Here is a 23710-nt window from a genome sequence, read left to right as displayed (position 1 = left end):
ATGAGGCCCATCATGCTTGTCCACGGTTTCTGGGTGACGCCGCGCAGCTGGGAGAACTGGATCGCGCACTACGAGGCCAAGGGCCATCGGGTGATCGCGCCGGGCTATCCCGGTTTCGAGGTCGAAGTCGAGGCGCTCAACGCCGACCCGTCCCCGATCGTCGCCGTCACCGTTCCGCAGATCATTGCGAAATACGAAGAGGCCGCCCGTTCACTGCCGGAACCACCGATCATCATCGGGCACTCGGCCGGCGGCGCTTTCACGCAGATTCTGCTCGACCACGGGTTCGGCGCGGCCGGGGTCGCGCTCAACTCGGCGCCCACCGAAGGCGTCCGGGTCGTGCCGCTGTCCCAGCTGAAATCCACGTTCCCCGTCCTGAAAAGCCCGGCCAACCGGCACAAGGCGATCCCGCTGACCTTCGAGGAATGGAAGTACGCCTTCACCAACACGTTCTCCGAGGACGAGGCGCGAACCCTTTACGAGCGGTACGCCATTCCGGCCAGCGGCGGCATCCTGTGGGGCGGCGTGCTGGCCAACTTCCAGCCCGGTCATCAGGACACGTGGGTCGACTACCACAACGACAACCGGGCGCCGCTGTTGTTCGTGTCGGGCTCGGAGGACCACATCATGCCGCCCGCGATCCAAGAGTCCAACGCCAAGCACTACAAGTCGAACACCGTCACCGAACGCCGCGAGTACGAGGGATACGCCCATCTGCTGCCCGCACAGAAAGGCTGGGAGCAGATCGCCGACGACGTCCTCGACTGGGCGCTGCGGCACGCCCGATGACACTTTCCATCACCCACATCGGCGGGCCCACCACGCTGATCGAGATCGGCGGGGTGCGGCTGCTCGTCGACCCCACGTTCGACGCCCCCGGCCGGCGCTACGCGTTCGGCTGGGGCACGTCGTCGCGCAAAACCGCGGGCCCCGCCGTCCCCGCCGCGGACCTGGGCCCGCTCGACGGCATCCTGCTCACCCACGACCAGCACGCCGACAACCTCGACGACGCCGGCCGGGCCCTGCTGCCCTCCGCCCCGGTCGTCGTCACCACACCGGCGGGCGCCCGCAGGCTGGGTGGCGTGGGCCTGACGCCGTGGCAGACCACCACAATCGGCGACGTCGAGGTGACCGCCACCCCGTCCCGGCACGGCCCCGCCTGGAGCGTCCCCATCGTCGGCCCCACCACCGGATTCGCCTTGCGCCCACCCGGCTCCACGTCAGTGGTCTGGATCTCGGGCGACACGGTCGTCTTCCCCGGCGTGCTCGAGGTGGCTTCCCGCCTCACCGTGGACACGGCCGTGCTGCACCTGGGCAAAGTCCAGTTCGGCCTCACCGGTCCCGCCCGCTTCACGATGACCGGCCGCGACGCCTACGCCCTGTGCACCCGCATCAAACCCCGGCGGATCATCCCCGTGCACTACGAAGGCTGGTCCCACTTCCACGAGGGCCGCGCCCAGATCGACGCGGCCTTCCCACCCGACACCCTGACCTGGCTCACCCCCGGCACCCGCACCACGTTCGCTTCAAGGTGAAAAACGCCGGCCCGGCAATCGGTAGGTTGACGCCTGTGACCGAGATTTCCGTACGCCGGGTCGACTACGGCTACTTCGTGCGCCCCGCCGCGGAAACCGGCACCGGCACACCCCGGGTGGAGCCCACACTGGGCTACCTGGTGGACCACCCCCAGGCCGGCGTGATCCTGGTCGACACCGGCATGGGCAGCGACCCCGAGGTGGACGCCTGGTACAACCCCACCCGGGTGCCCCTGCCCCGGGCCCTCGAAGCCGCCGGCGCCGACATCACCGACGTCCGCATGGTGATGAACTGTCATCTGCACTTCGACCACTGCGGCGGCAACCCTCAACTGGCCGGCCGCCCCGTCTTCGCCCAACGAGCCGAACTCGACCTGGCCCGAGCCCCCGAAAGCCACACCCTGCCCGGCCTGGTCGACCACCCCGGCGCCCACATCGAGGAACTCACCGGCGAAGCCGAGATCGCCCCCGGCGTCCTCATCGTCCCCACCCCGGGCCACACGGCAGGCCACCAGTCCCTCGTGGTCCGCCGTCGCGACGGCACAGTGATCGTGGCCGGCCAAAGCCACGACAACGCCACCCTCTTCACGTCGGACGCCCTCGGCCACCACGCCACCGTGGGCACCCAGCCCTCTTGGCTGCCGCGCCTCCTCGCCCTGGACCCCCGCGCCATCTATTTCGCCCACGACAACGCGATCTGGACCCCCTGACACCGCCGTGAGGACCCGGAGGCGGGTTCGCTCAGGCAGCGTCTTTCGCCAGAGGCCGGCGCTCATCGAGGCCCCCGTTCGCAACGTCGCCGGGATCCATCGGTTGTTGAGGGCAGCGTCAGTCGAGGACCGCGTTCATACAAGGCGACGTTGCCGGGCGGCGTGGAGCGCCGCTGTTACTAGGGCATCACCGGGGCCAGCGTCGCCGGGGACCGGTGTTGCCCAGGACCGGTGTTGCCCAGGACCGGTGTTGCCCAGGACCGGTGTTGCCCGGGACCGGTGTTGCCCGGGACCGGTGTTGGCCGCGGACCGGTGTTGCCGCGGGCCGGCGGTTGCAGAGCGCGGCGTTCTTCAAGGGGCAACTCATGAGCGGGCGTACCGGAAAGGTGCCCGCGGTCCGGGGATTGTCGGAGAGGCTCCCCACGCAGCAACCGCGGCAGGAGCTTGCCGGGTGAGCTCACGGAACGGCGTTTGCTGACGGCTGCCCTACGGCGCGGGCTCGAGGAACGAACCCACGAGGCAAGATTCGGTGGGATGCAGCCCATTGAGCTGAACTTTGGGGCGGGGCGGCCACATCGGCGTTTGTGGAGGCGCACCCCACGATGCGGGGCTGTCGAGGACGGCTCACGCGGCGGGCTGGTCGCAGACGACCCACGGGCCGGCGCTCATTGATCAATGCCCCGCCGGCGCTGGTTGGCGGCGACCCACGGCCGGTGTCGGACGAGAAGCGACCCCGCGCCGGAATTGCCGGGAGGCAGCCACGGACCGCGGTTGGCCGCCGACTCGGCTCAGGGGCGCCGTTCGCTCAGCGGTAGCCAGCAGGGTCTTTCGGGGGCAAGGGGCGAAGCCCCCCAAGCCCCGCAAAGCCGCCACCATCCCCACCACCGCAAGCACCGTAACGTGGGGTCTGGGGGCTCGGCCCCCAGGCAGAACGCGGAATGAGCCCGTCCGCGCTTTCTGCGGACGGGCTCAACCCGAATGTAGCCCCGAAGGGATTCGAACCCTCGCTACCGCCTTGAGAGGGCGGCGTCCTAGGCCGCTAGACGACGGGGCCAGGACTTGCTTGTTGCTTCCGCTTCCGCGTTGGCGACGGGCCGAACTCTATCAGAAGTCCAGCGCCGCCTCCCTCGTGGGAGTGGTAGCGCTGGGGTACCAGGACTCGAACCTAGACTAGCTGAACCAGAATCAGCCGGGCTGCCAATTACCCCATACCCCAATGGCCCGGTTTCCCGTGCCGAGAGAAAACCTTACCTGACGCTGCAGGGCCCACCAAATCGGGTTCCGTCATCGGAACAGGTCGGCGTGGTCGCGGGCCCACTGTTCGTACGTTTTGGCTGGTCGGCCCAGCAGTTGGGCGACTGTCGCCGTGGCCGCTTGGGGGCGTTGGACGAGCTGGGCGGCGCCTTCGAGGTACCACTCGGCGTATTCACCCATGACCGGGCGTAGCTGCTCGACCGCTTCGTCGTGGGGTAGTTCGATGTAGCGGAGGTCACGACCGAGGGCCCGGCCGATGGCTTCGACTTTTTCGCGCCGGGTCAGGGTCTGGGGGCCGGTGAGTTCGTACGACTGGCCTTCGTGGCCCTCGGTGAGGATGACGTGGGCGGCCACGGCGGCGATGTCTTCTTGGGCGATGGCCGCGTTGGCGGAGTCGGCGTAGCCGTCGCGTATGTCGTCGCCGGCTTGGATCTGGGGGGCCCACAGGGTGGCGTTGGCCATGAATTCGCCGGGTTCGAGGTGGGTGCAGGGGACGCCGGAGGCTTCGACGCCGTCTTCGATTTCTTGCCAGTGGTCGCCTTTGGCGCCGGCCAGGTCGACGATGCGCCGCACGCCGGCCGCGGCGGCCAGCCGGCTCACCTCGTGCACGGTGGGGATGTGCGGGGCGAGGTACAGCACGTCGACACCGTTCAGCGGCACTGTCGCGGGCCGCCCCAGGAAGCCGCGCACGACTTCGACCCCCGGCGGCAGCGCGGCCCGTTCGGGGTCGACTGTCAGGGCCCGTACGTCGTCGGCGCCGCGGGCCAGCAGTTCGTCGACGACCATGCGCCCCACGTTGGCGGTGGCCCCGGTGACCAGGATCTTCATTTCCGTACCCCCTAAGGAAACGACTTACCGTAGGGTATACGAAATCATGGAGGAGTTCAGCCCGCGGATCCTTCCGCTGCTCTGGCGGCGGCACGTGCCCGCCCGCAAACCGGTCGGCCGCCCGCCCCGGCTCACCGTCGACGTGGTGGTCGCCACCGCGATCCGCGTCGCCGACGCCGAGGGACTGGAGGCGGCGTCGATGGCCCGGGTGGCCACCGAGCTGTCGGTGGCCACGATGAGCCTCTACACGTACGCGCCCTCGCGGCCCGAGCTCGTCGATCTGATGGTCGACGACGTGCTGTGGGCGCGCGACCTGACCACCGGGGGCAGCTTCCGGGAGCGCGTGGGTTACTACGCCGGGCGCACCTTCGCGATGTATCGCGCGCATCCCTGGCTGGCCGAGGTCTCGCGGGCGCGGCCGCCGATCGGGCCGGGCATGCTCGCCGAGATCGAGTTCATGCTGGCCGCCGTGGCCACGCTGGGCCTGCCGGTGCGGCGCCTCAGCCCGGCCGCCACCGCGATCACGTCCTGGATCACCGCCGCGGCCCGGCAGGAGGCGGAGAGCGTGTTGTTACGCCGTACGACCGGTCTCAGCACCGACGAGTGGTGGCTGCAGCGCGGCGAGATGTGGGAGAGCTGGTTCGACGTCGAGCGGCACCCCACGATGACGTCGATCTGGAACGCCGGCGCCTTCGACCGGGGCGGCGACGAGCAGGCCCAGGACGCCTACGAGTTCGGCCTGGACCTGCTGCTGCGCGGGATCGAAGGGTCAGTCGAGGGAGACGACCGGGTTTCGTAGTTCGCCGATGCCCTGGATGCTGACGGACACCGTGTCGCCGGGCGTGATCTGGCTGACCCCGGCGGGGGTGCCGGTCAGGATGATGTCGCCCGGCAGCAGCGTCATGACGTGCGACACGTACGACACCAGGGTCGGCACGTCGAACACCATGTCCTTCGTGCGGCCCAGCTGCACGGTCTCGAGCGCCTCGGGGTTGCGCCCGACCTCGGCGCGGATCTCCAGGTCGCTCACGTCGAGGCCGGTGACGATCCACGGGCCGATCGGGCAGAACGAGTCGAAGCCCTTGGCCCGCGTCCATTGCGGGTCGCTGCGCTGCAGGTCGCGCGCGGTGACGTCGTTGCCGATGGTGTATCCGAAGATCGCCTTCTCGGCGGCCGCCCGGTCGAGGCGGCGGGCGCCGGTGGCCCCGATCACGACGGCGAGCTCGCCCTCCTCCTCGACGCGCTGCGACTGCGGGGGCAGCCGGATCGCGTCGTTGGGGCCGATCACCGAGGTGGACGGCTTGATGAAGATCAGCGGCTCCTTGGGCACCTCGTTGCCGAACTCGGCGGCGTGGTCGGCGTAGTTGCGGCCGACGCCGACCACCTTGCTGGAGAAGATCGGGGCGAGCAGGCGTACGTCGGCCAGGGCCCAGCGCTGACCGGTGAACCGGACCTCCTCGAACGGCAGCGAGCCGATCTCGGCGATGGTCAGGCCCGACGCGTCACCCTCGACGACGCCGAACGACACTCCTCCGGCATGAACAAAACGGGCGAATCGCACGGTTGATCCCCTCTACGGCTGGCGGCTCTTCACGGGAAATCTACGCCGAGCGCTCGCCGTTCCTTTCGCTCGCGGTCGCGCCCAGCCGCGGGAACGGGTCGAGCGAGAAGATGACCTCGATCGGGACCTCGAAGTAGCGCGAGATCCGCAGGGCCAGGTGGAGGCTGGGGCTGAACTCGCCGCGCTCCAGGTAGCCCACCGTTTGGTAGTGGACCCCCAGAGCGTCGGCCAGTTGCCGCCGCGAGACCCCGCGCTCGGCGCGAAGCATCGCAATCCTGTTGTAGGTGACCTCGTTACTGCCCATCAGCTCTCTCTAACGACCTAGCGACCCACCGTGGCCAGCGCCCGCTCCCGTCGCGCGGCCACCGCCGAGCCCGACTCGCGCCGCGCCATCCGCCGCATCAGCACCGGCGCCACCAGCAGGCCCAGCACCGCCCAGACGGCCAGGACCCCGAACGTCTCGAGATGACGCCACGAGTCGCCCAGCTCGACCGCGGCGAGGGCGTCGGGCAGAAACACCGACCGCATGCCCAACCCTAGCCAGTAGATCGGGAAGAGCTGCGCGATCCCCTGGAGCCAGCCCGGCATGCCGGTGATCGGATAGAAGATGCCCGAGATCGCGACGAGCCCGAAGATCGGCAGCATGATCAGGCCGAGGGTGCGCGGGTTCTCCAGCATCGAGCCGATCGCCGCGCCGATCGGCATGGTGGCCACGACGGCCAGCGGCAACAGCCAGACCAGGGTCAGCACGCCGGCGAGGTCGATCTGGATGCCGTCGACCAGGAACAGACCCGGTATCAGCACGATCAGGACCGAGAAGAGCGTCATGCCGCCGACCATGACGACCTTGCCGACCAGATAGCCGGTCATGCCGTTGGGGATGGCCTTGGCCCGCAACAGCGTGCCGTCCTCACGCTCGACGACCAGATACTGCGCGATGGACATCAGGCCGCCGAACGCCAGCAGCATGCCGAGCGAGCTGGGCAGCGTGGCCGCGCCGAGCGAGAAACTGGTGCCCGGCACCTGCGCGTCGTTGGTGAAGAAGAGCGTGATGAGCAGGCCCACCGAGGGGAAGAAGTAACCCCACAGGTCCTGTGCGTTGGTCAATGTCTGGCGCAGCTCGATGAGCCCGCGGGTGGCGCCGACCCGCACCGTCTCGATCATCGCGCGCTCCCCTCCGAGTCGTGGACCAGTCGCATGTACGTCTCTTCGAGGTTGTTGCGGCGCACCTCGAGGTCCTCCACCGCGTCGCCGTGCTGCACCAGCAATTCCCGTACGAAGGGGGTCGGGTTGGCGGCCGCATGGACGAAGCGCTGCCCGTCCCGTGTCCAGCGGATCTCGCTCTCACCGGCCACCCGCCGCGCCAACTCGTCGGCCGAGCCGTCGGCGATGATGCGCCCGCCGTTGAGGATCAGGATGCGGTCGGCCAGTTTCTCCGCCTCGTCGAGATCGTGCGTGGTGAGCAGGATCGTGGTGTCGTCCACATCGGTCAGCCGATGGACCAGGTCGTGGAATTCACGCCGGGCCGCCGGGTCGAAGCCGACCGTCGGCTCGTCGAGAAAGAGCAGGTCGGGCCGCCCGACGATGCCGATCGCCACGTCGAGCCGGCGGCGCTGACCGCCGGAGAGCCGCTGGATCCGCGTCTTCGCCGCCGCCGTCAGGCCGACCACGTCGAGCAGGTCGTCGACCGGCCAGGGGCGCGGCTTGCCGTCGGTCGCATAGCGCCGGTAGTAGTCGCCGAGGTGGGCCAGCAGCTCGCGCACCTGCCACTTGCCGTGGTCGCGCCAGGACTGCAGCACCACGCCGACCCGGGCCCGCCACGGCTCGCCGGCCCGGGCCGGGTCGGCGCCGAGCACGGTCACCTCGCCCGAGGACCGCATGCGGAAGCCCTCGAGGATCTCGATCGTCGTCGTTTTGCCCGCGCCGTTGGGCCCGAGCAACGCGAGCACCTCACCGCGCCGAGCGGCGAAGCTCACACCGTGCAGAACGTCCCTCGTCCCGTAGCGCATTCGCAGATCGCGGACGTCGATGACCCGCTCGTCGGGCGGGATCCGCGGGCCCGACTCGAGCGCCCCCGTCAAAGTCATTCCTCCCATGTCGAGCACACTATCAAGAATGTAGTAGGTGTACTACATAACTGAGCAGGCATTCGGCATGTGCACAAAAACCGACCGATTTGGACCATTACGCCGGTTTCGTCCGCGACGCATATTGCATTCGCGCCTAACGGTGATCGTGTTGATCGCTTCGGCTGGATACGCTGAAGCCATGGGGATCAAGCAGGTGAGGGCGCTCACCACGACGCTGCCCTCGGTGACCTGGATTCCCCTTGCCCGGGCCCACGCCGAGCGGGCCGACGAGATGACCGCCGGCCACCGTGCCCGCCGGGCCACCGGCGAGAAGCACGCCATCGAGGACTTCCTCTACGACTACTACGGCACCCGCCCGTCCGTGCTGCGCCGCTGGCATCCCGGGGTCGGCGCCGGCCTCGCGCCCGCCCCCGACGGCCTGGCCGAGCAGTCGTCGTGGAAGTTCTACATGACCTACCCCGACGGCGTGGTCACGCTCGACCAGGATGCGTACATGCACGCCCGCGGCGAAAGTGTGCGCTACATCCACGGCCTGCTCACCGCCACGGCGTCCCGCCCGGTCTTCTCGGGCTGCTTCGGCCTGCACGAGTGGGCCATGGTCTACCGCGACCCCGAGCACCGCCACCCGCTGCCGCTGCGCCTCGGCCTGGCCGAGACCGACCGGGTCGTCGAGCAGCACCCGATCCGCTGCACGCACTACGACGCGTTCCGCTTCTTCACCCCCGAGGCCGTCGGGCTCAACCGCCTGCAGCCCACCCGGGCCACCCAGGTCGACCTCGACCAGCCCGGCTGCCTGCACGCCGCGATGGACGTGCACAAATGGGCCACCAAACTGGGCGCCGCCGTGCCGGGCGCGCTGGCCCTCGACTGTTTCGCCCTGGCCTCCGACATCCGCCTGCTCGACATGCAGGCCAGCCCGTACGACCTGAGCTCGTACGGGCACCCCCCGGTGAAGATCGAAACCCCCGAGGGCAAGGCCGAGTACGTGGCCCGCCAGCGCGAGTTCGCCCGCCGCGCGGCCGCCCTGCGGGCCCGCCTCATCCGCGTCTGCGAGGAACTGATGGGGCCGGAGACCGCGGCCCGCAACCGCGAGGCCGTGGCCCCGGCCAACCGCCGCTGAGCGGCCTGCCACGGTCCGTCAGCGCCTGACGAATGTCGTGCCGATCTTCTCGTCGGCCCGCCGCCCAGCCGCCTGAGCCGCGCGTGCGGTCGACTCCAGAGTCTTCTGAAAGCCGTCTCCGTCGGCGTAGTACGGGTCGTCCGGCCACACGGTCAGAATCATGATGAACGGTCCGGACAGCATGTAGACGATCAGGTGCCGGCATCGGGACGTGCCCTCGTCCTCCACGCTGTAGATCAACGTGGAGTCGGACCAAGCATCCGACGGCACCCGGCGCAGGGTGATCGGGCCCACCTCTTCGCCGCAGGCGGCGGCCTCCTGAGTCCAGGGGCACTCGTCCTTGGCCGTGCGGAAGACATCGCGCAGCTTGCGGCCGTTGGCCACGGTGAGCTGCCGCAGCGAGATGAACGCGTCCAGCTCGCGATCCTGTAGCGAGTAGGAAGCGAACGCACGACCGGCGGGGAACCACGAATCGCTCCACGCCTCCTCGGTGCAGGACACCGCCGGCCATTCCGTGCTCGGATCCACCTCGTCGGCCGGGTTGTCCGGCCCGCTGCGGTCGTAGCCGGCTTCGCTCATCCCGCCGACATTGACAGTGCCGAGGTAGATGCTGCCCGGGTCGTCGGGTCCGAACGGCGGATCGGTATGCAACGGAAGGACGTCGGCCATCGTCGGGCCTGGCAACTGGGGCAACCGTTCCGCCGCGGTCAGGGTCGGACCCGACACGGTCGCAGGGCCTGGCTTCTCCCTGCCGTCGCGCAGGACCGCCCTGGTCACCGCGACGCCGGCACCCAGACCGACAACGACGGCCAGGACCATCCGGACTGCTCGACTAGCGGACACGCTCGAAATTCCCCCCGCCCCACCGATACATCTGCTGATAGGCGGGTGCCTGCGAAACCGTGTCGAAGCTGGTCAAACCGGCCCCGACTGGCACCCAGCGGGTGGCGCCACCCTGCCGGTAGCCGACTTCGGCGGTCCATTTGTAGGCGCCTTCCGCGGCGTGCGCCCACACGTCGAGGTACTGCTGCTGGCCCGGCTGGAGCGTGAGCTGGGTGCCGGCGGGATAGGGACGGCCGTCCTCCTGGGCGACGTTGACGTCCGCGTCGTCCAGCGAGATGTCGACCGAGGGAATCGGGCTCACGTCGCCTTCGGGAGACATCCGGATGTACGCGCCGTCGGGCGTTTCGCGGCGCTCCTGGGTGCGGCTGCGAACGCCCGTGATCAGTACCTCGCCGACACCGCCGGCGGTCAGCAGCAGCCGCGCGGGAGTGCCGAGCCGTCCTTCGGGGTCCACCCCCGAGACGACTCCGCCGATCTCCTGTGGCCAGCTTTCCGGCAGGAACGACCTCGTCTGCGAAGGGTCTACGAGCACCTGTTCCTGAGCAGTCGTCAGCGGCGGCGAGAGCACCCGGAAGTCGTTGGGAACGATATTGTAGGAGCCCTCCACCGTGAGGCCCGGCGCCGCACTCAGCTTCTCGGCTGCGATGTCGGCCGGCGACTTGTCGTCGTCCCGATAGATGAACAGGCCGACGGCGGCCCCGACGACCGCGGCGGTGAGGCCCGCCGGAAGCTCCAGCGTCGTGTAGAGGCGTTTCCACCAGGGCTTGTCGTCCTGGGGTGGCCGCCGTCGACCGGCTGCAGCGCGCCCTCGTTGTCTCGCCACTGCTACCTCTCCGCTGGAACCGACCCTGTTGAAAGGAGCCGTACGCAGTACCAACGAAGACCTAATGGATCAAGTTATCGCTCGACCGGCCGCAAGCTGGGCACTTGCAGCCTTGACGAGCGGATGGCCGAACGAACCGCGGAGTAGGTGCTGATCGCTGTCTCGTCAGCGGAACGATCGGGGCGGCCGTAAGGAGCGCGTCGCGGTCGAGCGGCAGGAACGTGCGGATCGCGGCATGGAAGTCCGGCCCGGCGTCGTAGCCCTCGACGTGGAAACGACATTCCTTGCCCAGCACGGGCACGAAGATCGGCTCGCTCTCGAACCAGCCGGCGTCGACGTCCTCGACAACCGGGCCCAGGCCGGGAATCTCCATGTCAGTCCTCCGCGAAGCGCTGAAACCAAAGGTGGTCGCGCTATTCGCCCGCGATCCACACGTAGCGCGGCGCCGTCCCGTACGGCTGGAAGCGGTTGACCTTGAGGACACGTTGCGAGGCCTTGTTGTGGGTCAGGGTGCCGGCCTCGACGCGGTGCAGCCCGAGGTCGACGAAGGCCAGCCGGACGATGCGGGCGACCGCCGCCCGCGCGACGCCCGCGGCCGTTGGCGTGCTGGGCGACCCAGTAGCCGAGCGTGGCCGACAGGAACGGGCCGCGGACGACGTTCGAGGGCACTATCCGGCCCAGCAGGCGGCCGTCCTCGACGATCACGCGGGGCACGGTCAGGCCAGTCTTGTGCTGGCGCAGCATGTCGCCCAGCACCTGCCGCTGGCCGGTCGCGGTGAAGTACTGCTCGGAACGGTCGGGTTCCCAGGAGGCCAGAAACTCGCGGTTGGCCCGCAGCAGTTCGGCCATCTCGGTGGCATCGGTGACCTTGGCCAGCCGGGTGATGACCGTCATCGCGCGGCCGGCACGGTGAGCCCGGCGATGACGGCGCGGTGGTCGCTGCGGGGGATTCTGTGCACGCTGGTCTCCCGTACGCCGATCCGCTTGTCCACGAGCACGTGGTCGATCGTCACGGGTGGGATCGGGTCGCCGTCGTACGGGCCCCAGGTGCCGATCAGGCCTTTGCCGGTGGTGTCGGCGGCGTCGCGGTAGCCGCTCGCGATCAGTTCGCGCAGCGGGCTGTGGTCGAGGGTCGCGTTGAAGTCGCCCAGCAGCACGACCGGCGTTCCGCTCTGATCGGCCCGCGGCTCGGCCAGCAGGTCTTTGCGCCACTGCTTGAGCACCGACCGGGCGTACGGGGCCAGCGGGTGCGCCGATTCGACCAGCACCGGCCCGGCCCCGGGCACCTGCACGGTCGCGTGGGCCTGCATGAAGCCGCCGCCGTTCTTGCGTGCGCCGGGCGAGCTGATCGGGTAGCGCGAGTAGAGCCCGGAACCGTCCGCGCGGGGCTGGTCGGCCAGCGACGAGTACGGGAGCAGCGCGCCGAGCCCGGCGTCGGCCAGCGCCTGCTTGCCTTCGGTGGTGAATTCCTGCACGGCCAGTACGGCCACGTCGTGCTCGCTGACCAGCTTGACGATCGCGGCCGCGTCGGCCTTGCCGAACAGCATGTTCGACGTCATCACGGTGAACGGCACGCCCTGGGCCGGGCCCTTGTCGCGGCTGGGAAGGGCTCGCGGCAGCACGGCCGAGGCGAGCACGATCGCGACGACGACGGCCACCGCGGCCACCGTCCAGCGCTTGGTGGCCAGGGCCAGGATCGCCGGCACCCAGGCCGCGGCCGCGACGTACGGGGTGAAGGCGAACAACTGGACCACCAGGCCCCGTTCCCACCCACCGAGGCGGAGCACGGCCCAGGCCAGGAAAGGGAGGATGAACAGCCAGAACAGCACGGTCAGCGCGGCCTTTCGTCGTCGTCGGGGGTGACCGGCCTCACGACCGGCGCTCGGCGCGCTGGTGATCGTCATGGCGGCGAGGCTAACCACCCCACGCCAACCAACTATGCAGTGGCGGGAAGAGTGACCGTCGCGACCAATGCCCGGTGGTCGCTGCCCGAAACGGAGTGCACGGACGTTTCCCGTACGCCGATCCGCTTGTCCACCAGAATGTGGTCGAGCGTCACCGGCGGGATCGGCAACCCGTCGTAAGGCCCCCACGTGCCGATCAGCCCCTTGCCGGTGGCCGCGGCCGCGTCGCGGTAGCCGTGCGAGATCGTCTCGCGCAGCGGGGCGTGGTCGAGCGTCGAGTTGAAGTCGCCCAGGATCAGCTTGGGCGGGCCCGCCTGATCGGCCCGGGGCAGCGCCTCGAGGTCGGAGCGCCACGCCTGTTCGGCCGCCAGCGCGTACGGCGCCAGCGGGTGCGCCGATTCGAGGAAGACCGGGCCGGCGCCGGGCGGCTGAATGGTGGCGTAGGCCTGCAGGTTGCCGTCCTGCAGCCCACCGCCGTCGCCGCGTCGCGAACCCTGATCGGTCAACGGGAACCGGCTGTAGAGGCCCGACCCGGTGGTGCCGATCTCGTCGGCCAGGGCGTGGTGCGGCAGCAGTTCGTCGAGCCCGGCCGCGCTGAGCCCGGCCGCCGACTCGGGTGTGAACTCCTGCACCGCCAGCACCGACACGTCGTGCTCGCGCACCAGACGGACCACGGCCGCCGGGTCGGCCGCGCCGATGAACATGTTGACGGTCATGACGGTGATCGGGACGCCGGTGGCCGGGCCCTTGTCGCGGTCGGGCACGGCCCGGGGCAGCACGGCCACCGCCAGCAGCACCGTGGCCAGTGCGGCCACCGCGGCGGCCGGCCAGGTGCGGGTCAGCAGGGCGATCGCCAGCGGCACGAGCGACCACGCGGCCGCGTACGGCGTGAACGCGACCAGCTGCACGAGGAACCCGTGCTCCCAGCCGAACAGCCGCACCACCGCCCAGGCCAGGGCCGGCAGGGCCAGCAGGATGAGCAGCGCGGAGCGCCTCACCCGCCGGCCCGGCCGGACCTCGGACGGTGTCGTGGTGATCGTCATGGCGGCAAAGCTATCGGTAGAAGCTGGCCGCTTCCTTGAAGTCCCGCGTGATTCAGATCTCCGCGTCGACCACGTCGCCGATCTTCGCCGCCACCAGCTCGTCACGGATCACCGCCGCGTCGCCCTCGACGACCAGGGTCAGGCCGTGCGGGTGCAGGTGCCGTCCGGCGGCCGCACTGACCTCGGCCAGCGGCGTCTGGAGATACTGCGAGCGCAGCGCCGGGTAGTAGTCGTCGGGCAGGCCGTGCACGACCAGCGTGCTCAGCGCACCCACGATCGAGCCCGGCGTCTGCATCTCGACCGACAGCTGCCCGGCCCGCCAGGACCGGGCGACGGCCAGCTCGTCCTCGGTCACGCCGAGCTCCTGCGTGCGGGCGATCTCGCCGATCGTGTCGACGATGGCGGGCACGGTCACCGCGGTCTGCACCCCGGCCGCCACCTCGAAACGGCCGAAGCGCCGGCTCATCGCGTACGCGCCCCGGATGCCGTACGTGTAGCCCTTGACCTCGCGGATCAGGTGGTTCAGGCGGGACGTGAAGGCGCCGCCGAGCACCGTGGCGGCCAGCGTCATGGCCACGAAGTCGGGCGTGGCCCGCTCGGGCGAACGGTGCCCGATGCGCAGCGTCGACTGCACCGAGCCGGGCCGGTCGACGAGCAGGACCTTGCGCTCCGAACGCACCGGCACGTCCAGCGCGGGCTCGGCCGTCAGGGGGTTGCCCTCGACGCCACCGAACGCGGCCTCGCCCAGAGCCTTGAGGTCGAGCGTGCTCAGGTCGCCCGCCACCAGCAGCACCGACGGGCGGCCCAGCCAGGACTGGTGGGCGACCACATCGTCCACGGTGACCGCGGCCATCGAGGTGGGGTCGCCGTGCATCGGGCGGCCGAACCGCACGTCCGGGCCGAACAGGTCGGCCCGCAGGGCGGCGTCGGCCCGCGGGCCGGGCTGGGCCCAGTCCATCCGCAGCGCGGTCACCTCGTCGTCGCGGACCCGGATGACGTCGGCCGGGTCGAGCCGCGGCGTGCGCACCGCCTCGGCGGCCAGCCGTACTGCCTCGAGCAGCTGCGGCACCGGCGCCGAGACCCCCACGCGGAACGTGTCCCAGTCGACCGACGGCGACAGTTCGGCGCCCAGGCTCTCCAAGGCGATCGCGTACGCCGCCGAGTCGCGCTTCTGGGTGCCTTCCTCCAGCGACTTGGCCAGCACGGTGGCCGTGCCCTCGCGGCCCGCGGCCTCCCGGGCGGCGCCCGCGTCGGCCAGCAGCATCGCGCTGGCCAGGGCCTGGCCGGGCAGGTGGGCGCCGATCACGACGCCGCCGCCCGCGGTGACGCGCTGCAGGTCGGGGAACGTGTACGGCCGGGCCTCGCCGGGCTCGGGCCGGGTGGCGATCAGCGTCATCAGTTCTCCCCGTTCTCGGGCAGGTAGGTCAACGTGACCCGGGATTCGGGCTTGAGGGCGTACTTGGCGGCGTCGGTCACGTCGTCCGCGGTCACCGCCAGCCACTGCGGGAGCCGATACCCCGCCGCGCCCGGATCGCCGAACTGGGTCGTGTAGCGCGAGAGCGTGTCGGCCCGGCCGCCCACCGTGGACACCTGCCGCCACCACGCGGTGGTCAGCAGCGCCTTGGCCCGCGACAGCTCCTCCTCGGTCACCGGCTCCGTCACCAGGCTGCCGATCACCTCGGTCAGCCCCTCCTCCAGCGTCTCCACCGGCACACCGTCCTTGGCGGTGGCGGTGATGATCAGCGGCGCCGGGGCGTGGGCCAGATCGACCCCGTACGACCCGATGTAGTCGGGCTGCGCGATCCTCGCCCCGTCGGCCAGGCGCTGGTAGAGGCGGCTGCCGCGGCCGTTGCCGAGCACCGCGGCCAGCACGGTGATCGCGTCGTAGCCGGCCGTGCCGAACGGGTGCGTGCGGTGCGAGACGTAGATCCGGGGCGCCGGGACGGCCGCGGTCACCATTTCCCGTACGGGGGAAGTGGCCGGACCGGGCAGGTGGCTGTGCGGCGCCGGCGGGATCGACGAGACCGGCTCCAGCACACCGAAGTACTTCTCGGCCAGCGCGAACACCTCAGCCGGCGACGCGTCCCCGGCCACCGTCAGCACGGCGTTGTTGGGCGCGTAGTACTGCTGGTGGAAGGCCTTGAACGTGTCGAGGGAGGCCGCGTTGAGGTCCTCCATCGAGCCGATCGTGGCGTGGTGGTAGGGGTGGCCCTCCGGATAGAGCAGAGCCAGCAGGCGCAGCCAGGCATCCCCGTACGGGACGTTCTCGTACCGCTGGCGGCGCTCGTTCTTCACCACCTCGCGCTGGTTGTCCAGCGTCTCCTGGGTGAGCGCGGGCACCAGGCCGCCCATCCGGTCGGCCTCCAGCCACAGCGCGAGCTCCAGGTGCTCGGCCGGCATGGTCTCGAAGTAGTTGGTGCGGTCGGGGTTGGTGGTCGCGTTCAACGAGCCGCCGTTGCCCTGCACGAGACGCATGTGCTCGGTCTTCGCCACGTGCTGGGAGCCCTCGAACATGAGGTGCTCGAACAGATGCGCGAAACCGGTCTGGCCGGCGGGTTCGTGGCGCGACCCCACGTCGTACCAGAGATTGACGCAGACCACCGGGGCGGTCCGGTCCTCGCTGACCACGACCCGCAGGCCGTTGTCGAGGCGCGTGGTTTCGATGGGCCACGGATAGCCGGTCACGACGGCCGGCGTAGTTGGGGACGTCACCCGTTCATACTGCCTTGTGCGCGTGCCATGCTGGGCGGCGTGGTGGATGACGTCCGGGTCAATGATCGGCTGACGATCCCGGCGGCCGAGCTCGCCTGGCGCTTCTCGCGCTCCGGCGGCCCCGGCGGCCAGGGGGTGAACACGACCGATTCGCGGGTCGAACTGTCCTGGGATCTGGGCGGATCAAGCCTGCTGCCGCCGATGCTCAAGGAACGCGCCGCCGAGCGTCTCGGCCATCGCCTGGTGCAGGGTGTGCTGACCGTCACCGCGTCCGAGCACCGCTCGCAGCTGCGCAACCGGGAAGCGGCCGCGGCCCGGCTGGCCGGGTTGGTCGCCTCGGCCATCGCGGCGCCACCCCGCGTGCGGCGGGCCACCCGGCCGTCCAAGGGCTCGGTCGAACGCCGCATCGCCGAGAAGAAACGCCGCGGCGAGACCAAACGCAACCGGCGCTCGTATCCCGACTGATGGCGCTGGTAGTAGTTCTGCACGGCCTGGCCGGCAGCGCGAACGAGATGGCCCCGCTGGCCGCGCGTCTGACCGCGGCCGGCCACCGGGTCCTCGTGCCCGATCAGCGCGGCCACGGCCACCACGAGCGCCATCCGGCCGATGTGTCGCGTGCGGCCTACGTGGCCGATGTGGTGGCCCTGCTCGACGAGCCGGCCTTCCTCGTGGGCCAGTCGATGGGCGCCCACACCGCGATGCTCACGGCCGCGGCCAACCCTTCCCTCGTACGGGGTCTGGTCATGATCGAAGGAGGCGTGGGCGGCTCCACCGACGACTATCCCGAACGGCTGCGCGCCTACTTCGCCTCGTGGCCGGTCCCCTTCGCCGACGAGGCCGCGGCCCGGTCGTTCCTGGGCGACCGCCCGATCACCGAGGCCTGGATCGCCGATTTCGAACGGCGCCCCGACGGTTTGTGGCCCCGCTTCGACCCCGGCGTGATGAAGGCTGCGATCGCTCCCGTGGCCGCGGTGGCGCGCTGGCGCGAATGGGAGAGCCTGACCGTCCCGGTGCTCCAGATCCTCGGCGAACACGGCGCGATCCCGCCCGGCGAGGTCGAGCGGATGGCGGCCCGCCGGGTGGTCGTGCCCGGCGTCGGCCACGACGTGCACCTGGAGGCCCCCGACGAGACGGCCCGCCTGATCCTCGACTTCCTGGCCGAGCGACCGCTGGCCGGCGGCTTCGTCAGCGACGTCGTGCAGATCGGGGAGACCGTGCGGAAGTCGCCGCCCCGCGATCCCGAGTTCGTCCGCCGCCTGCTGCGCCACTTCGAGCTACAGGACTGGAGCGGTGCGCCGCGCTTCCTCGGTATCGACGATCAAGGCCGCGAGATGCTCAGTTTCGTTCAGGGCGACGTGTGGTGGCGGCCGGAGCACGAGCCGCCGTCGCTGCGATCACCGGAGAGCCTGGCCGCTGTCGCCCGGCTGGTCCGGCAGTTCCAGAACTGGTCGTCGAATCGGGAACATGAACGCCCCGCCGGAGCAAGCACAGGTATGACAGCGCGGATAAGACCTGTCGGATCGGACGGCTCCACGACCGGCACTGGGATGGTCGTGGGGGCGGACGATCTGGCCGGCATGTTCTCCCGGTACGGCCGGGACCTGCAGGTCTATTGCACGCGGCGGGTGGGACCGCAGCTCGCGGAGGACGTGGTCGCCGAGACGTTTTTGGTGGCGCACGAACGGCGGGACAAGTTCGACCCGCGGCGCGGCGAGCTGCTCGGCAAGCTGTCCCGCCAATGGCTCGTCCCGGGCAGGTGGGATCTGCGGTTCTGAAGCGCTACCAATGCACCGACGGCCAGAAAGAGAGCCGGCTGCGGGCTCCACAGAAACGCGCCACGTAAAGGCGCCCAGCGAGGCGGAAAGCCCGTAGAGGAACTTTCACCCGCACCGGCGGGCGTTGAGCGCGTTCTCCCGGCCGACTGCCTCGAAGCCGATGGACGGATCCGCCGGCCCAAGCGTGGCCGTTGCTCGGTCTGTCATCGCGTGGTCGCCCTTACTGACGACGGCAACATCGCGCGGCACAAACGGCACTGTCCGGGCCTTTGCCCCGCCTGAGGAGTGTGGTGGAGGTGGGCTGGCGGCTGAGGTCGACGACAGCGCTCCGCGTTAGGGCGCGTGGACACCCTGCTACGGCGCTGGTAGTAGTAAGGCGTGTTGAGGGCTCTGGAATGGATGGTGCTGGGCTTCGGTAGCGCGGCGGCCATCGTTTTCGGTGTGCGTCGTTACCGGCCCGCCCGCGTCGGGCCCTGGCTGCTCCTGGCCGGCGCCCTCGTGGCGAGCACCGCGGGCGATGTGTTGACCGCGGTGGGCCGGCCCGGCGCGGCCGACATCTGCTTCTACGTCATGTTCGTGCTGATCGCGTGGAGTCTGCTGCGGTTCACCGGCATCGGCGCGATTCTCGTCGACCGGGCCCGGCTGATCGACCTGCTGGCCTTCGGGTGCTCGACGCTGCTGGTGGTCTGGGTGTTCGTCGTGGGCGACGCGGGCCGGATCGGCGGCGTCTCGGGGGCGTACGTCATCGGCGCCCTGCTGCTCCTCGCGGTGGTGGCCCGGGTGCTGGTCGCCGTGGGCCGCAACCTTTCGGCCGTGCTGCTGGTCGCCGGCGCGGTGGGGGTGCTGGTCAGCGACATCGCGCAGCCGCTGTGGCCGGGCCGGTGGAGCGAGTTGGGGTTCGTGGTGCTCTACCTGGCTTGGGGAGCCGCGGCGCTGCATCCGTCGATGGTGCGGCTCACCGAGCCCGCGGTGCCGCGCCCGAGCCCGTGGCGCGGGCATTGGGCGGCGCTGTTGGGCATCTCCGTCGCCACTCCGCCGGTGGTGCTGCTGGTCGAGGCCGTGCAAGGCAGCGTCGCCGACGGCGTGGTGATCGCCGTCGCCGGGGCGGTCACGCTGCTGCTGACGATCACCCGGCTGACCGATTCGGTGACCCTGAACGGCCAGGCCCTGACCCGCGAACGCGGGCTCCGGCAGGCGAGCGCCGCGCTGGTCACCGCCACCGACGCCGAGGCCGTGGAGGGGGCCGTCCGGGCCGCTGTCGCCCAGCTGATGCCGCCCGGCGCGGTCTGCCGGAGTGTTCTCGCCGGCGACGACCGTCAGCTCGCGCGGGAGGTGGCGACCGGCCCGTCGTCGCGCAGCTGGTGGGTCGAGGGCGGGGACGACGACTCCGCCACGCTGGTCTGCCCGCTCTGGCTGGAGCCGCTCGCCGTCGCCCGGCCCGGCGGCGGCGCCCTGGTCCTGGTGGGCCGCCGCGACGTCCTCGCCGCCACCCGCGACACCCTCGAGGTGCTGGCCGCGCAGGCCGCCCTCGCGCTGGAGCGCATCACCCTGGTCGAGGCGGTCGGCCGGCGCGACAGCGACCTCTATCTGCGCACAGTGATCCGCAACAGCGGGGACATCATGGTCGTGATCGACGAGGACCAGCGCATCCGGTACGCCAGTCCGTCGCTACGTGACCTGCTCGGCGCCGACGACCTGCCACCACTGGCCACTCTCGATGATCTGGTGGACCCGGACGATCGCCATCGGTTGCGTCAGGCCCTCGGCGGCTCCGGCGACGGCGTGCTGTTCTGCTCGCTGGTGCGGGCCGACGGCACCCGGGCGCCGGTCGAGGCAACGTATCGCGACCTGCGCGGGGATCGCCTGGTCCAGGGGTTTGTGGTGACCGTGCGGGATTTCCCCCCGCGCCATGAGCCGGCCGAGACGCTGTCTCATGGCGCCGTCCCTGTCCCCGCCGGGCTCAACCGGCGCAGCGCCCGCGACAAGTTCCGCTACTAGGCCTGGCGTTAATCGGATGACGGTGCCGCTGCACCGGTTCTAGCATCGGGCGTATGAGCTACAGGTTGGTGCTGACGACGACGCCGGGGTGTCCCGGCGTGTGTTTGCGCTGACCTTCGACAGCGAAAACAACGGCCCCGGGCGAGCTGCCGGGGCCGTTTCGCGTGTCCGGAGTTTCTCGCCCGCACATCCAAGGGAGAGAACTGATGCACGCCGACCATCGCAAGCTCGGGCGGGAGCTCGACCTGTTCGACTCCGATCCGCTGATCGGGGCGGGGCTGCCGTTCTGGCTGCCCGCCGGCGCCGCGGCTCGGCACGCGGTCGAGTCCTATCTGCATGAGCTGGAGCGCCGCCACGGCTACCAGCACGTGTATTCGCCCGCACTCGGCAAGCGGCAACTGTTCGAGAAATCGGGGCACTGGCGCAATTTCGCCGAGGACATGTTTCCGCCGATGGCCATGGGCGGGGACGAGCTGGTGCTGCGGCCCAGCCAGTGCCCGCATCACGCGCTGATCTACAAGTCGCGCGGGCGGTCCTATCGTGATCTGCCGTTGCGGATCGCCGAGCTGGGGCCGATGTATCGGGCCGAGCGCTCGGGGGTGCTGGGCGGCTTGTCCCGGGTGCGGGCGATCCAGCTCAACGACGCCCACATCTTCTGCGCCGCCGAGCAGGCCGCGGCGGAGGTGGCCGACGTGCTGGGGCTGATGCGCCAGGTGCATGCGGCGCTGGGCATCGAGCCGTCCTCGTTCCAGCTGTCGCTGCGGGGCGAAGGCAAGCAGTACGGCGGCGACGAGGCGGGCTGGGCTTCCGCCGAGGCCCTGCTGCGCGAAGCACTCGAAGTCCAGGGCATCCCGTTCCAGGCCGTGCGGGGGGAGGCGGCCTTCTACGGACCGAAGATCGACGTGCAGGTGGCCGACTCCGCCGGTCGGGAGTGGAGCCTGGCCACCGTTCAGATCGACTACCACCAGCCGGAGGCGTTCGACCTGGAGTACGCCGACTCGTCCGGCGGGCGATCGAGGCCGGTCATGATTCATCGCAGCCTCGCGGGCTCGCTGGAGCGGCTGTTCGCGCACCTGATCGAGGTGCACGACGGCGCCTTCCCGCTCTGGTACTCCCCCGTGCAGCTGGCCGTGCTGCCCGTCTCGGAATCCGAGTCCCCGGAGGCCGACGCGCTGGCCCGGGAAGCGATCGCCGCCGGGTTGCGGGTCTCGGTGGCCCATGAAGGTTCCATCGGCGCGCGCATCCGGGAGGCCGCGGAGAGCCGGATCCCGTACGCGGGAATCATCGGCAAGCGGGAGGCGCCGGACGGCCTGGTCGCGCTGCGGCACCGCGACGGCCGCCAGGTGCCCGCGATGCCGGTGGCCGCCGCGATCCGCAAGCTCAGCGAGGAGGCGAAACCCTAGCGTCGACCTCGATCTCGATCCGCATGCGCGGGTCCGCCAGGCCGCACACCATCATGGTGGCGGCCGGGCGGATCTCGCCGAAGGCCTGGCGCAGGACGGGCCAGCAGGGCTCGAAGTCCTCGCGGGCCGGCAGCAGATACCGCACCCGTACGACGTCGGACAGCTCGCACCCGGCCTCGGCCAGGGCGGCCGCGATGTTGTCGATCGCCTGCTGGGCCTGCTCGACCACGCCGTCGGGGATGGTCATCGTGGCGTAGTCGAAGCCCGTGGTGCCGGAGACGTACACATGGTCGCCGGACACCACGGCTCGGGCGTACCCGATCTGCTCCTCGAACACCGAACCGCTGAAGATTCGCACTGCCTACTCGGCCAGGCCGTAGGTCAGGGCGTCGACCAGCGCGACCCAGCTGGCCTCGACGATGTTCTCGTGCACGCCGACAGTGGTCCAGTCGCGCTCGCCGTCGCCGGTTTCCAGCAGCACGCGCGTGATCGCGTTGGTGCCGTGGCTGCCCTCGAGGATGCGTACCTTGAAATCGGTCAGCTCGAAGTTCTTGAGCTGCGGGTAGTACTGGGTCAGCCCGGCCCGCAGGGCCTCGTCGAGCGCGTTGACGGGGCCGTTGCCCTCGGCGGTGGCGATCACGCGCTCCCCCCGTACGCGGACCTTGACCGTCGCCTCGGAGACCACGGAACCGTCCTCGCGGTGCTCCACCTGCACCCGGTACGACTCCAGGCTGAACGGGCGGGCGAAGCTCTCACCCGGCAATTCGCTGCGCACGAGCAGCTCGAACGACGCGTCGGCGGCCTCGAACGACCAGCCGCCCGCCTCCAGGTCCTTGACCCGCTGGGTGACGGTGCTCAGCGTCTCCGGATGGCCGGCCAGGTCGATCCCGAGCTCGCGGCTCTTGAGCTCGATGCTGGCCCGGCCGGCCATCTCGGTCACCAGGATCCGCATGTCGTTGCCCACAACCGACGGGTCGACGTGGTTGTAGAGCAGCGGATCCACCTTGATCGCACTCGCGTGCAACCCCGCCTTGTGGGCGAAGGCCGCGGCCCCGACGTAGGCCTGGTGGGTGTCGGGGGCGATATTGGCGATTTCGGCGAGCGCGGAGGACACCCGCGTCGCCTTCTCCAGGCAGCCGTCCGGTAGGACCTGCAGCCCGAGCTTGAGCTGGATGTTGCTGACCGTGGCGAACAGGTCCGCGTTGCCGGGCCGTTCGCCGTATCCGTTCGCGGTGCACTGGAAGTGCTTGACCCCCGCCTCCACCGCGGCGACCGTGTTGGCCACCGCGCACGAGGTGTCGTTCTGGCAGTGGATGCCGAGGAGATCGGCCGAGACCCCCGTACGCTCGACGACCTCGGTGATGGCCTTGGTGATCATCGAGGGCAGCATGCCGCCGTTGGTGTCACACATGATCACGCGCTCGGCCCCGGCGTCGATGGCCGTACGGACGACGCTCGCCGTGTACTCGGGGTCGTGGCGGAAACCGTCGAAGAAGTGCTCGCAGTCGACGAACGCGCGGCGGCCGTTGGCGACCAGGTGCCGTACGGTGTCGCGGACCATGGCCAGGTTCTCGTCGCCGGTCGTGCGCAGCGCGCGCTCGACGTGCCTGATGTCGCTCTTGGCGACCACGCAGACCACCGGCGTCTCGGCGTCGAGCAGGGCCCGCACCTGCGGGTCCTGCGCCACGTCGACGCCGGCCTTGCGGGTCGCGCCGAACGCCACGAGCACCGCGTTCTGCAGGTCGAGCTCGGTCTTGGCGCGCTGGAAGAACTCCGTGTCCTTGGGCATCGCGCCGGGCCAGCCGCCCTCGATGAACCCCACACCGAATTCGTCCAGCAGCTTCGCGACCGCCAGCTTGTCGGCGACCGAGTAGCTGATCCCCTCACGCTGCCCGCCGTCGCGCAACGTCGTGTCGAAGACCTGGTACTCCATGGGGGTTCCCTTCGAGGTGATAGTGACCAACAAAAAGACCCCCCGGCGGATGCGGGAGGTCTGCGCGTCGGCGAGGAGTCAGCCGGCGCGCTAGGTGCCAATAATGAGCACGAGGTGGGTCACGTCCCGAAGTGTGCCACGCCCTCGGCGATGTGGAACAGGAAATCCACTGAATGAG

General features: G+C 70.3%; 24 protein-coding genes and 2 tRNA genes. 9 read left to right on the top strand and 17 right to left on the bottom strand.

The window, feature by feature from the left end; all coding sequences use genetic code 11:
- The 3 genes from BKA14_RS36810 to BKA14_RS36800 are packed head-to-tail and all read left to right on the top strand — an operon-like array spanning window position 1 to window position 2245.
- Window positions 1-789 (top strand): alpha/beta hydrolase, encoded by a 789-nt coding sequence (locus BKA14_RS36810; RefSeq protein ID WP_184955352.1) that lies wholly within the window; start codon window positions 1-3, stop codon window positions 787-789.
- Window positions 786-1535: an MBL fold metallo-hydrolase gene (locus BKA14_RS36805; protein ID WP_184955351.1), complete on the top strand. Its 750-nt coding sequence runs from the start codon at window positions 786-788 to the stop codon at window positions 1533-1535. The genes BKA14_RS36810 and BKA14_RS36805 overlap by 4 nt, the downstream gene beginning before the upstream one ends.
- 35 nt (window positions 1536-1570) lie before the next feature.
- The gene (locus BKA14_RS36800; protein WP_184955350.1) at window positions 1571-2245 is read left to right on the top strand and encodes an MBL fold metallo-hydrolase; all 675 of its coding nucleotides are present in this window, start codon (window positions 1571-1573) and stop codon (window positions 2243-2245) included.
- A 981-nt stretch (window positions 2246-3226) separates the two neighbouring features.
- Here BKA14_RS36800 and BKA14_RS36795 read toward each other — a convergent pair.
- The 3 genes from BKA14_RS36795 to BKA14_RS36785 form a co-directional block, all read right to left on the bottom strand.
- Window positions 3227-3299, bottom strand: a tRNA-Glu gene (locus BKA14_RS36795).
- Between the two features lie 90 nt (window positions 3300-3389).
- Window positions 3390-3461 (bottom strand) — tRNA-Gln (locus BKA14_RS36790).
- Between the two features lie 68 nt (window positions 3462-3529).
- A complete protein-coding gene (locus BKA14_RS36785) occupies window positions 3530-4327 on the bottom strand; it encodes an NmrA family NAD(P)-binding protein (RefSeq protein ID WP_184955349.1) in 798 nt (265 codons plus the stop codon).
- Window positions 4328-4373: 46 nt separating this feature from the next.
- Here BKA14_RS36785 and BKA14_RS36780 point away from each other — a divergent pair, with 46 nt between their 5' ends.
- Complete coding sequence (locus BKA14_RS36780; protein WP_184955348.1) at window positions 4374-5126, top strand: TetR/AcrR family transcriptional regulator; 753 nt, start codon at window positions 4374-4376, stop codon at window positions 5124-5126.
- Here the strand turns inward: BKA14_RS36780 and BKA14_RS36775 are convergent.
- From BKA14_RS36775 to BKA14_RS36760, 4 genes are read right to left on the bottom strand one after another with little or no spacing between them, the layout of a single operon-like run.
- A complete protein-coding gene (locus BKA14_RS36775) occupies window positions 5097-5888 on the bottom strand; it encodes a fumarylacetoacetate hydrolase family protein (RefSeq protein ID WP_184955347.1) in 792 nt (263 codons plus the stop codon). The two genes, BKA14_RS36780 and BKA14_RS36775, sit on opposite strands and share 30 nt — an antisense overlap.
- Window positions 5889-5928: 40 nt before the next feature.
- Window positions 5929-6192: a helix-turn-helix transcriptional regulator gene (locus tag BKA14_RS36770; protein ID WP_184955346.1), complete on the bottom strand. Its 264-nt coding sequence runs from the start codon at window positions 6190-6192 to the stop codon at window positions 5929-5931.
- A 17-nt stretch (window positions 6193-6209) separates the two neighbouring features.
- Window positions 6210-7052: an ABC transporter permease gene (locus BKA14_RS36765; RefSeq protein ID WP_184955345.1), complete on the bottom strand. Its 843-nt coding sequence runs from the start codon at window positions 7050-7052 to the stop codon at window positions 6210-6212.
- A complete protein-coding gene (locus tag BKA14_RS36760) occupies window positions 7049-7975 on the bottom strand; it encodes an ABC transporter ATP-binding protein (RefSeq protein WP_239092546.1) in 927 nt (308 codons plus the stop codon). Before BKA14_RS36760 ends, BKA14_RS36765 begins: the two co-directional genes overlap by 4 nt.
- A 181-nt stretch (window positions 7976-8156) precedes the next feature.
- On the opposite strand from BKA14_RS36760, the gene BKA14_RS36755 reads away from it, so the two are divergent.
- Window positions 8157-9098: a 3-methyladenine DNA glycosylase gene (locus BKA14_RS36755; protein WP_184955343.1), complete on the top strand. Its 942-nt coding sequence runs from the start codon at window positions 8157-8159 to the stop codon at window positions 9096-9098.
- A gap of 18 nt (window positions 9099-9116) precedes the next feature.
- On the opposite strand, the gene BKA14_RS36750 is transcribed toward BKA14_RS36755, so the two are convergent.
- The 8 genes from BKA14_RS36750 to BKA14_RS36715 all read right to left on the bottom strand — a co-directional run bounded on the left by BKA14_RS36750 (window position 9117) and on the right by BKA14_RS36715 (window position 16423).
- Window positions 9117-9767, bottom strand: a complete 651-nt coding sequence (locus BKA14_RS36750; protein ID WP_184955342.1) for a hypothetical protein — start codon at window positions 9765-9767, stop codon at window positions 9117-9119.
- Between the two features lie 163 nt (window positions 9768-9930).
- Window positions 9931-10764, bottom strand: coding sequence for a hypothetical protein (locus BKA14_RS36745; protein WP_184955341.1), 834 nt, complete (start codon window positions 10762-10764; stop codon window positions 9931-9933).
- A gap of 61 nt (window positions 10765-10825) precedes the next feature.
- Entirely contained in the window at window positions 10826-11137 is a 312-nt protein-coding gene (locus BKA14_RS36740; protein ID WP_184955340.1) for a hypothetical protein, read from the bottom strand.
- Window positions 11138-11177: 40 nt separating this feature from the next.
- Window positions 11178-11297, bottom strand: coding sequence for a GNAT family N-acetyltransferase (locus BKA14_RS44600; RefSeq protein WP_239092547.1), 120 nt, complete (start codon window positions 11295-11297; stop codon window positions 11178-11180).
- 357 nt (window positions 11298-11654) lie between these two features.
- A complete protein-coding gene (locus BKA14_RS36730; protein ID WP_184955339.1) occupies window positions 11655-12668 on the bottom strand; it encodes an endonuclease/exonuclease/phosphatase family protein in 1014 nt (337 codons plus the stop codon).
- A 32-nt stretch (window positions 12669-12700) separates the two neighbouring features.
- The gene (locus BKA14_RS36725) at window positions 12701-13711 is read right to left on the bottom strand and encodes an endonuclease/exonuclease/phosphatase family protein (protein ID WP_184955338.1); all 1011 of its coding nucleotides are present in this window, start codon (window positions 13709-13711) and stop codon (window positions 12701-12703) included.
- A 52-nt stretch (window positions 13712-13763) separates the two neighbouring features.
- The gene (locus BKA14_RS36720) at window positions 13764-15107 is read right to left on the bottom strand and encodes a M16 family metallopeptidase (protein WP_184955337.1); all 1344 of its coding nucleotides are present in this window, start codon (window positions 15105-15107) and stop codon (window positions 13764-13766) included.
- Window positions 15107-16423: a M16 family metallopeptidase gene (locus BKA14_RS36715; RefSeq protein WP_184955336.1), complete on the bottom strand. Its 1317-nt coding sequence runs from the start codon at window positions 16421-16423 to the stop codon at window positions 15107-15109. Before BKA14_RS36715 ends, BKA14_RS36720 begins: the two co-directional genes overlap by 1 nt.
- A 27-nt stretch (window positions 16424-16450) precedes the next feature.
- Here BKA14_RS36715 and arfB point away from each other — a divergent pair, with 27 nt between their 5' ends.
- The 4 genes from arfB to thrS all read left to right on the top strand — a co-directional run bounded on the left by arfB (window position 16451) and on the right by thrS (window position 21599).
- Window positions 16451-16888: an alternative ribosome rescue aminoacyl-tRNA hydrolase ArfB gene (gene arfB / locus BKA14_RS36710; protein ID WP_184955335.1), complete on the top strand. Its 438-nt coding sequence runs from the start codon at window positions 16451-16453 to the stop codon at window positions 16886-16888.
- Window positions 16888-18198 carry an alpha/beta fold hydrolase gene (locus tag BKA14_RS45370; RefSeq protein WP_184955334.1) on the top strand — a complete coding sequence of 437 codons (1311 nt, stop codon included), beginning with the start codon at window positions 16888-16890 and terminating at the stop codon, window positions 18196-18198. Before arfB ends, BKA14_RS45370 begins: the two co-directional genes overlap by 1 nt.
- A gap of 378 nt (window positions 18199-18576) precedes the next feature.
- On the top strand, window positions 18577-20196 hold the full coding sequence (locus BKA14_RS36700) for a PAS domain S-box protein (RefSeq protein WP_239092541.1): 1620 nt from the start codon (window positions 18577-18579) through the stop codon (window positions 20194-20196).
- Between the two features lie 206 nt (window positions 20197-20402).
- Window positions 20403-21599 carry a threonine--tRNA ligase gene (thrS, locus tag BKA14_RS36695; protein WP_184955333.1) on the top strand — a complete coding sequence of 399 codons (1197 nt, stop codon included), beginning with the start codon at window positions 20403-20405 and terminating at the stop codon, window positions 21597-21599.
- On the opposite strand, the gene BKA14_RS36690 is transcribed toward thrS, so the two are convergent.
- Both BKA14_RS36690 and cimA read right to left on the bottom strand, forming a co-directional pair.
- Window positions 21577-21957, bottom strand: coding sequence for a RidA family protein (locus tag BKA14_RS36690; protein ID WP_184955332.1), 381 nt, complete (start codon window positions 21955-21957; stop codon window positions 21577-21579). The two genes, thrS and BKA14_RS36690, sit on opposite strands and share 23 nt — an antisense overlap.
- 3 nt (window positions 21958-21960) lie before the next feature.
- Window positions 21961-23532, bottom strand: a complete 1572-nt coding sequence (cimA, locus tag BKA14_RS36685; protein WP_184955331.1) for a citramalate synthase — start codon at window positions 23530-23532, stop codon at window positions 21961-21963.
- Window positions 23533-23710: the final 178 nt, after the last annotated feature.

This window comes from Paractinoplanes abujensis (assembly GCF_014204895.1).
GTDB classification, from domain to species: domain Bacteria; phylum Actinomycetota; class Actinomycetes; order Mycobacteriales; family Micromonosporaceae; genus Actinoplanes; species Actinoplanes abujensis.
The sequence above is the reverse complement of the archived record's forward strand: the minus strand, read 5'-3'. Positions and strand labels throughout refer to the sequence as shown.

Coding starts and splice junctions, on each gene's coding strand:
- BKA14_RS36810 (WP_184955352.1), top strand. CDS start 1: ATGAGGCCCATCATGCTTGTCCACGGTTTCTGGGTGACGCCGCGCAGC.
- BKA14_RS36805 (WP_184955351.1), top strand. CDS start 786: ATGACACTTTCCATCACCCACATCGGCGGGCCCACCACGCTGATCGAG.
- BKA14_RS36785 (WP_184955349.1), bottom strand. CDS start 4,327: ATGAAGATCCTGGTCACCGGGGCCACCGCCAACGTGGGGCGCATGGTC.
- BKA14_RS36780 (WP_184955348.1), top strand. CDS start 4,374: ATGGAGGAGTTCAGCCCGCGGATCCTTCCGCTGCTCTGGCGGCGGCAC.
- BKA14_RS36770 (WP_184955346.1), bottom strand. CDS start 6,192: ATGGGCAGTAACGAGGTCACCTACAACAGGATTGCGATGCTTCGCGCC.
- BKA14_RS36765 (WP_184955345.1), bottom strand. CDS start 7,052: ATGATCGAGACGGTGCGGGTCGGCGCCACCCGCGGGCTCATCGAGCTG.
- BKA14_RS36760 (WP_239092546.1), bottom strand. CDS start 7,975: ATGACTTTGACGGGGGCGCTCGAGTCGGGCCCGCGGATCCCGCCCGAC.
- BKA14_RS36755 (WP_184955343.1), top strand. CDS start 8,157: ATGGGGATCAAGCAGGTGAGGGCGCTCACCACGACGCTGCCCTCGGTG.
- BKA14_RS36750 (WP_184955342.1), bottom strand. CDS start 9,767: ATGGCCGACGTCCTTCCGTTGCATACCGATCCGCCGTTCGGACCCGAC.
- BKA14_RS36740 (WP_184955340.1), bottom strand. CDS start 11,137: ATGGAGATTCCCGGCCTGGGCCCGGTTGTCGAGGACGTCGACGCCGGC.
- BKA14_RS36730 (WP_184955339.1), bottom strand. CDS start 12,668: ATGACGATCACCAGCGCGCCGAGCGCCGGTCGTGAGGCCGGTCACCCC.
- BKA14_RS36725 (WP_184955338.1), bottom strand. CDS start 13,711: ATGACGATCACCACGACACCGTCCGAGGTCCGGCCGGGCCGGCGGGTG.
- BKA14_RS36720 (WP_184955337.1), bottom strand. CDS start 15,107: ATGACGCTGATCGCCACCCGGCCCGAGCCCGGCGAGGCCCGGCCGTAC.
- arfB (WP_184955335.1), top strand. CDS start 16,451: ATGCTGGGCGGCGTGGTGGATGACGTCCGGGTCAATGATCGGCTGACG.
- BKA14_RS45370 (WP_184955334.1), top strand. CDS start 16,888: ATGGCGCTGGTAGTAGTTCTGCACGGCCTGGCCGGCAGCGCGAACGAG.
- thrS (WP_184955333.1), top strand. CDS start 20,403: ATGCACGCCGACCATCGCAAGCTCGGGCGGGAGCTCGACCTGTTCGAC.
- cimA (WP_184955331.1), bottom strand. CDS start 23,532: ATGGAGTACCAGGTCTTCGACACGACGTTGCGCGACGGCGGGCAGCGT.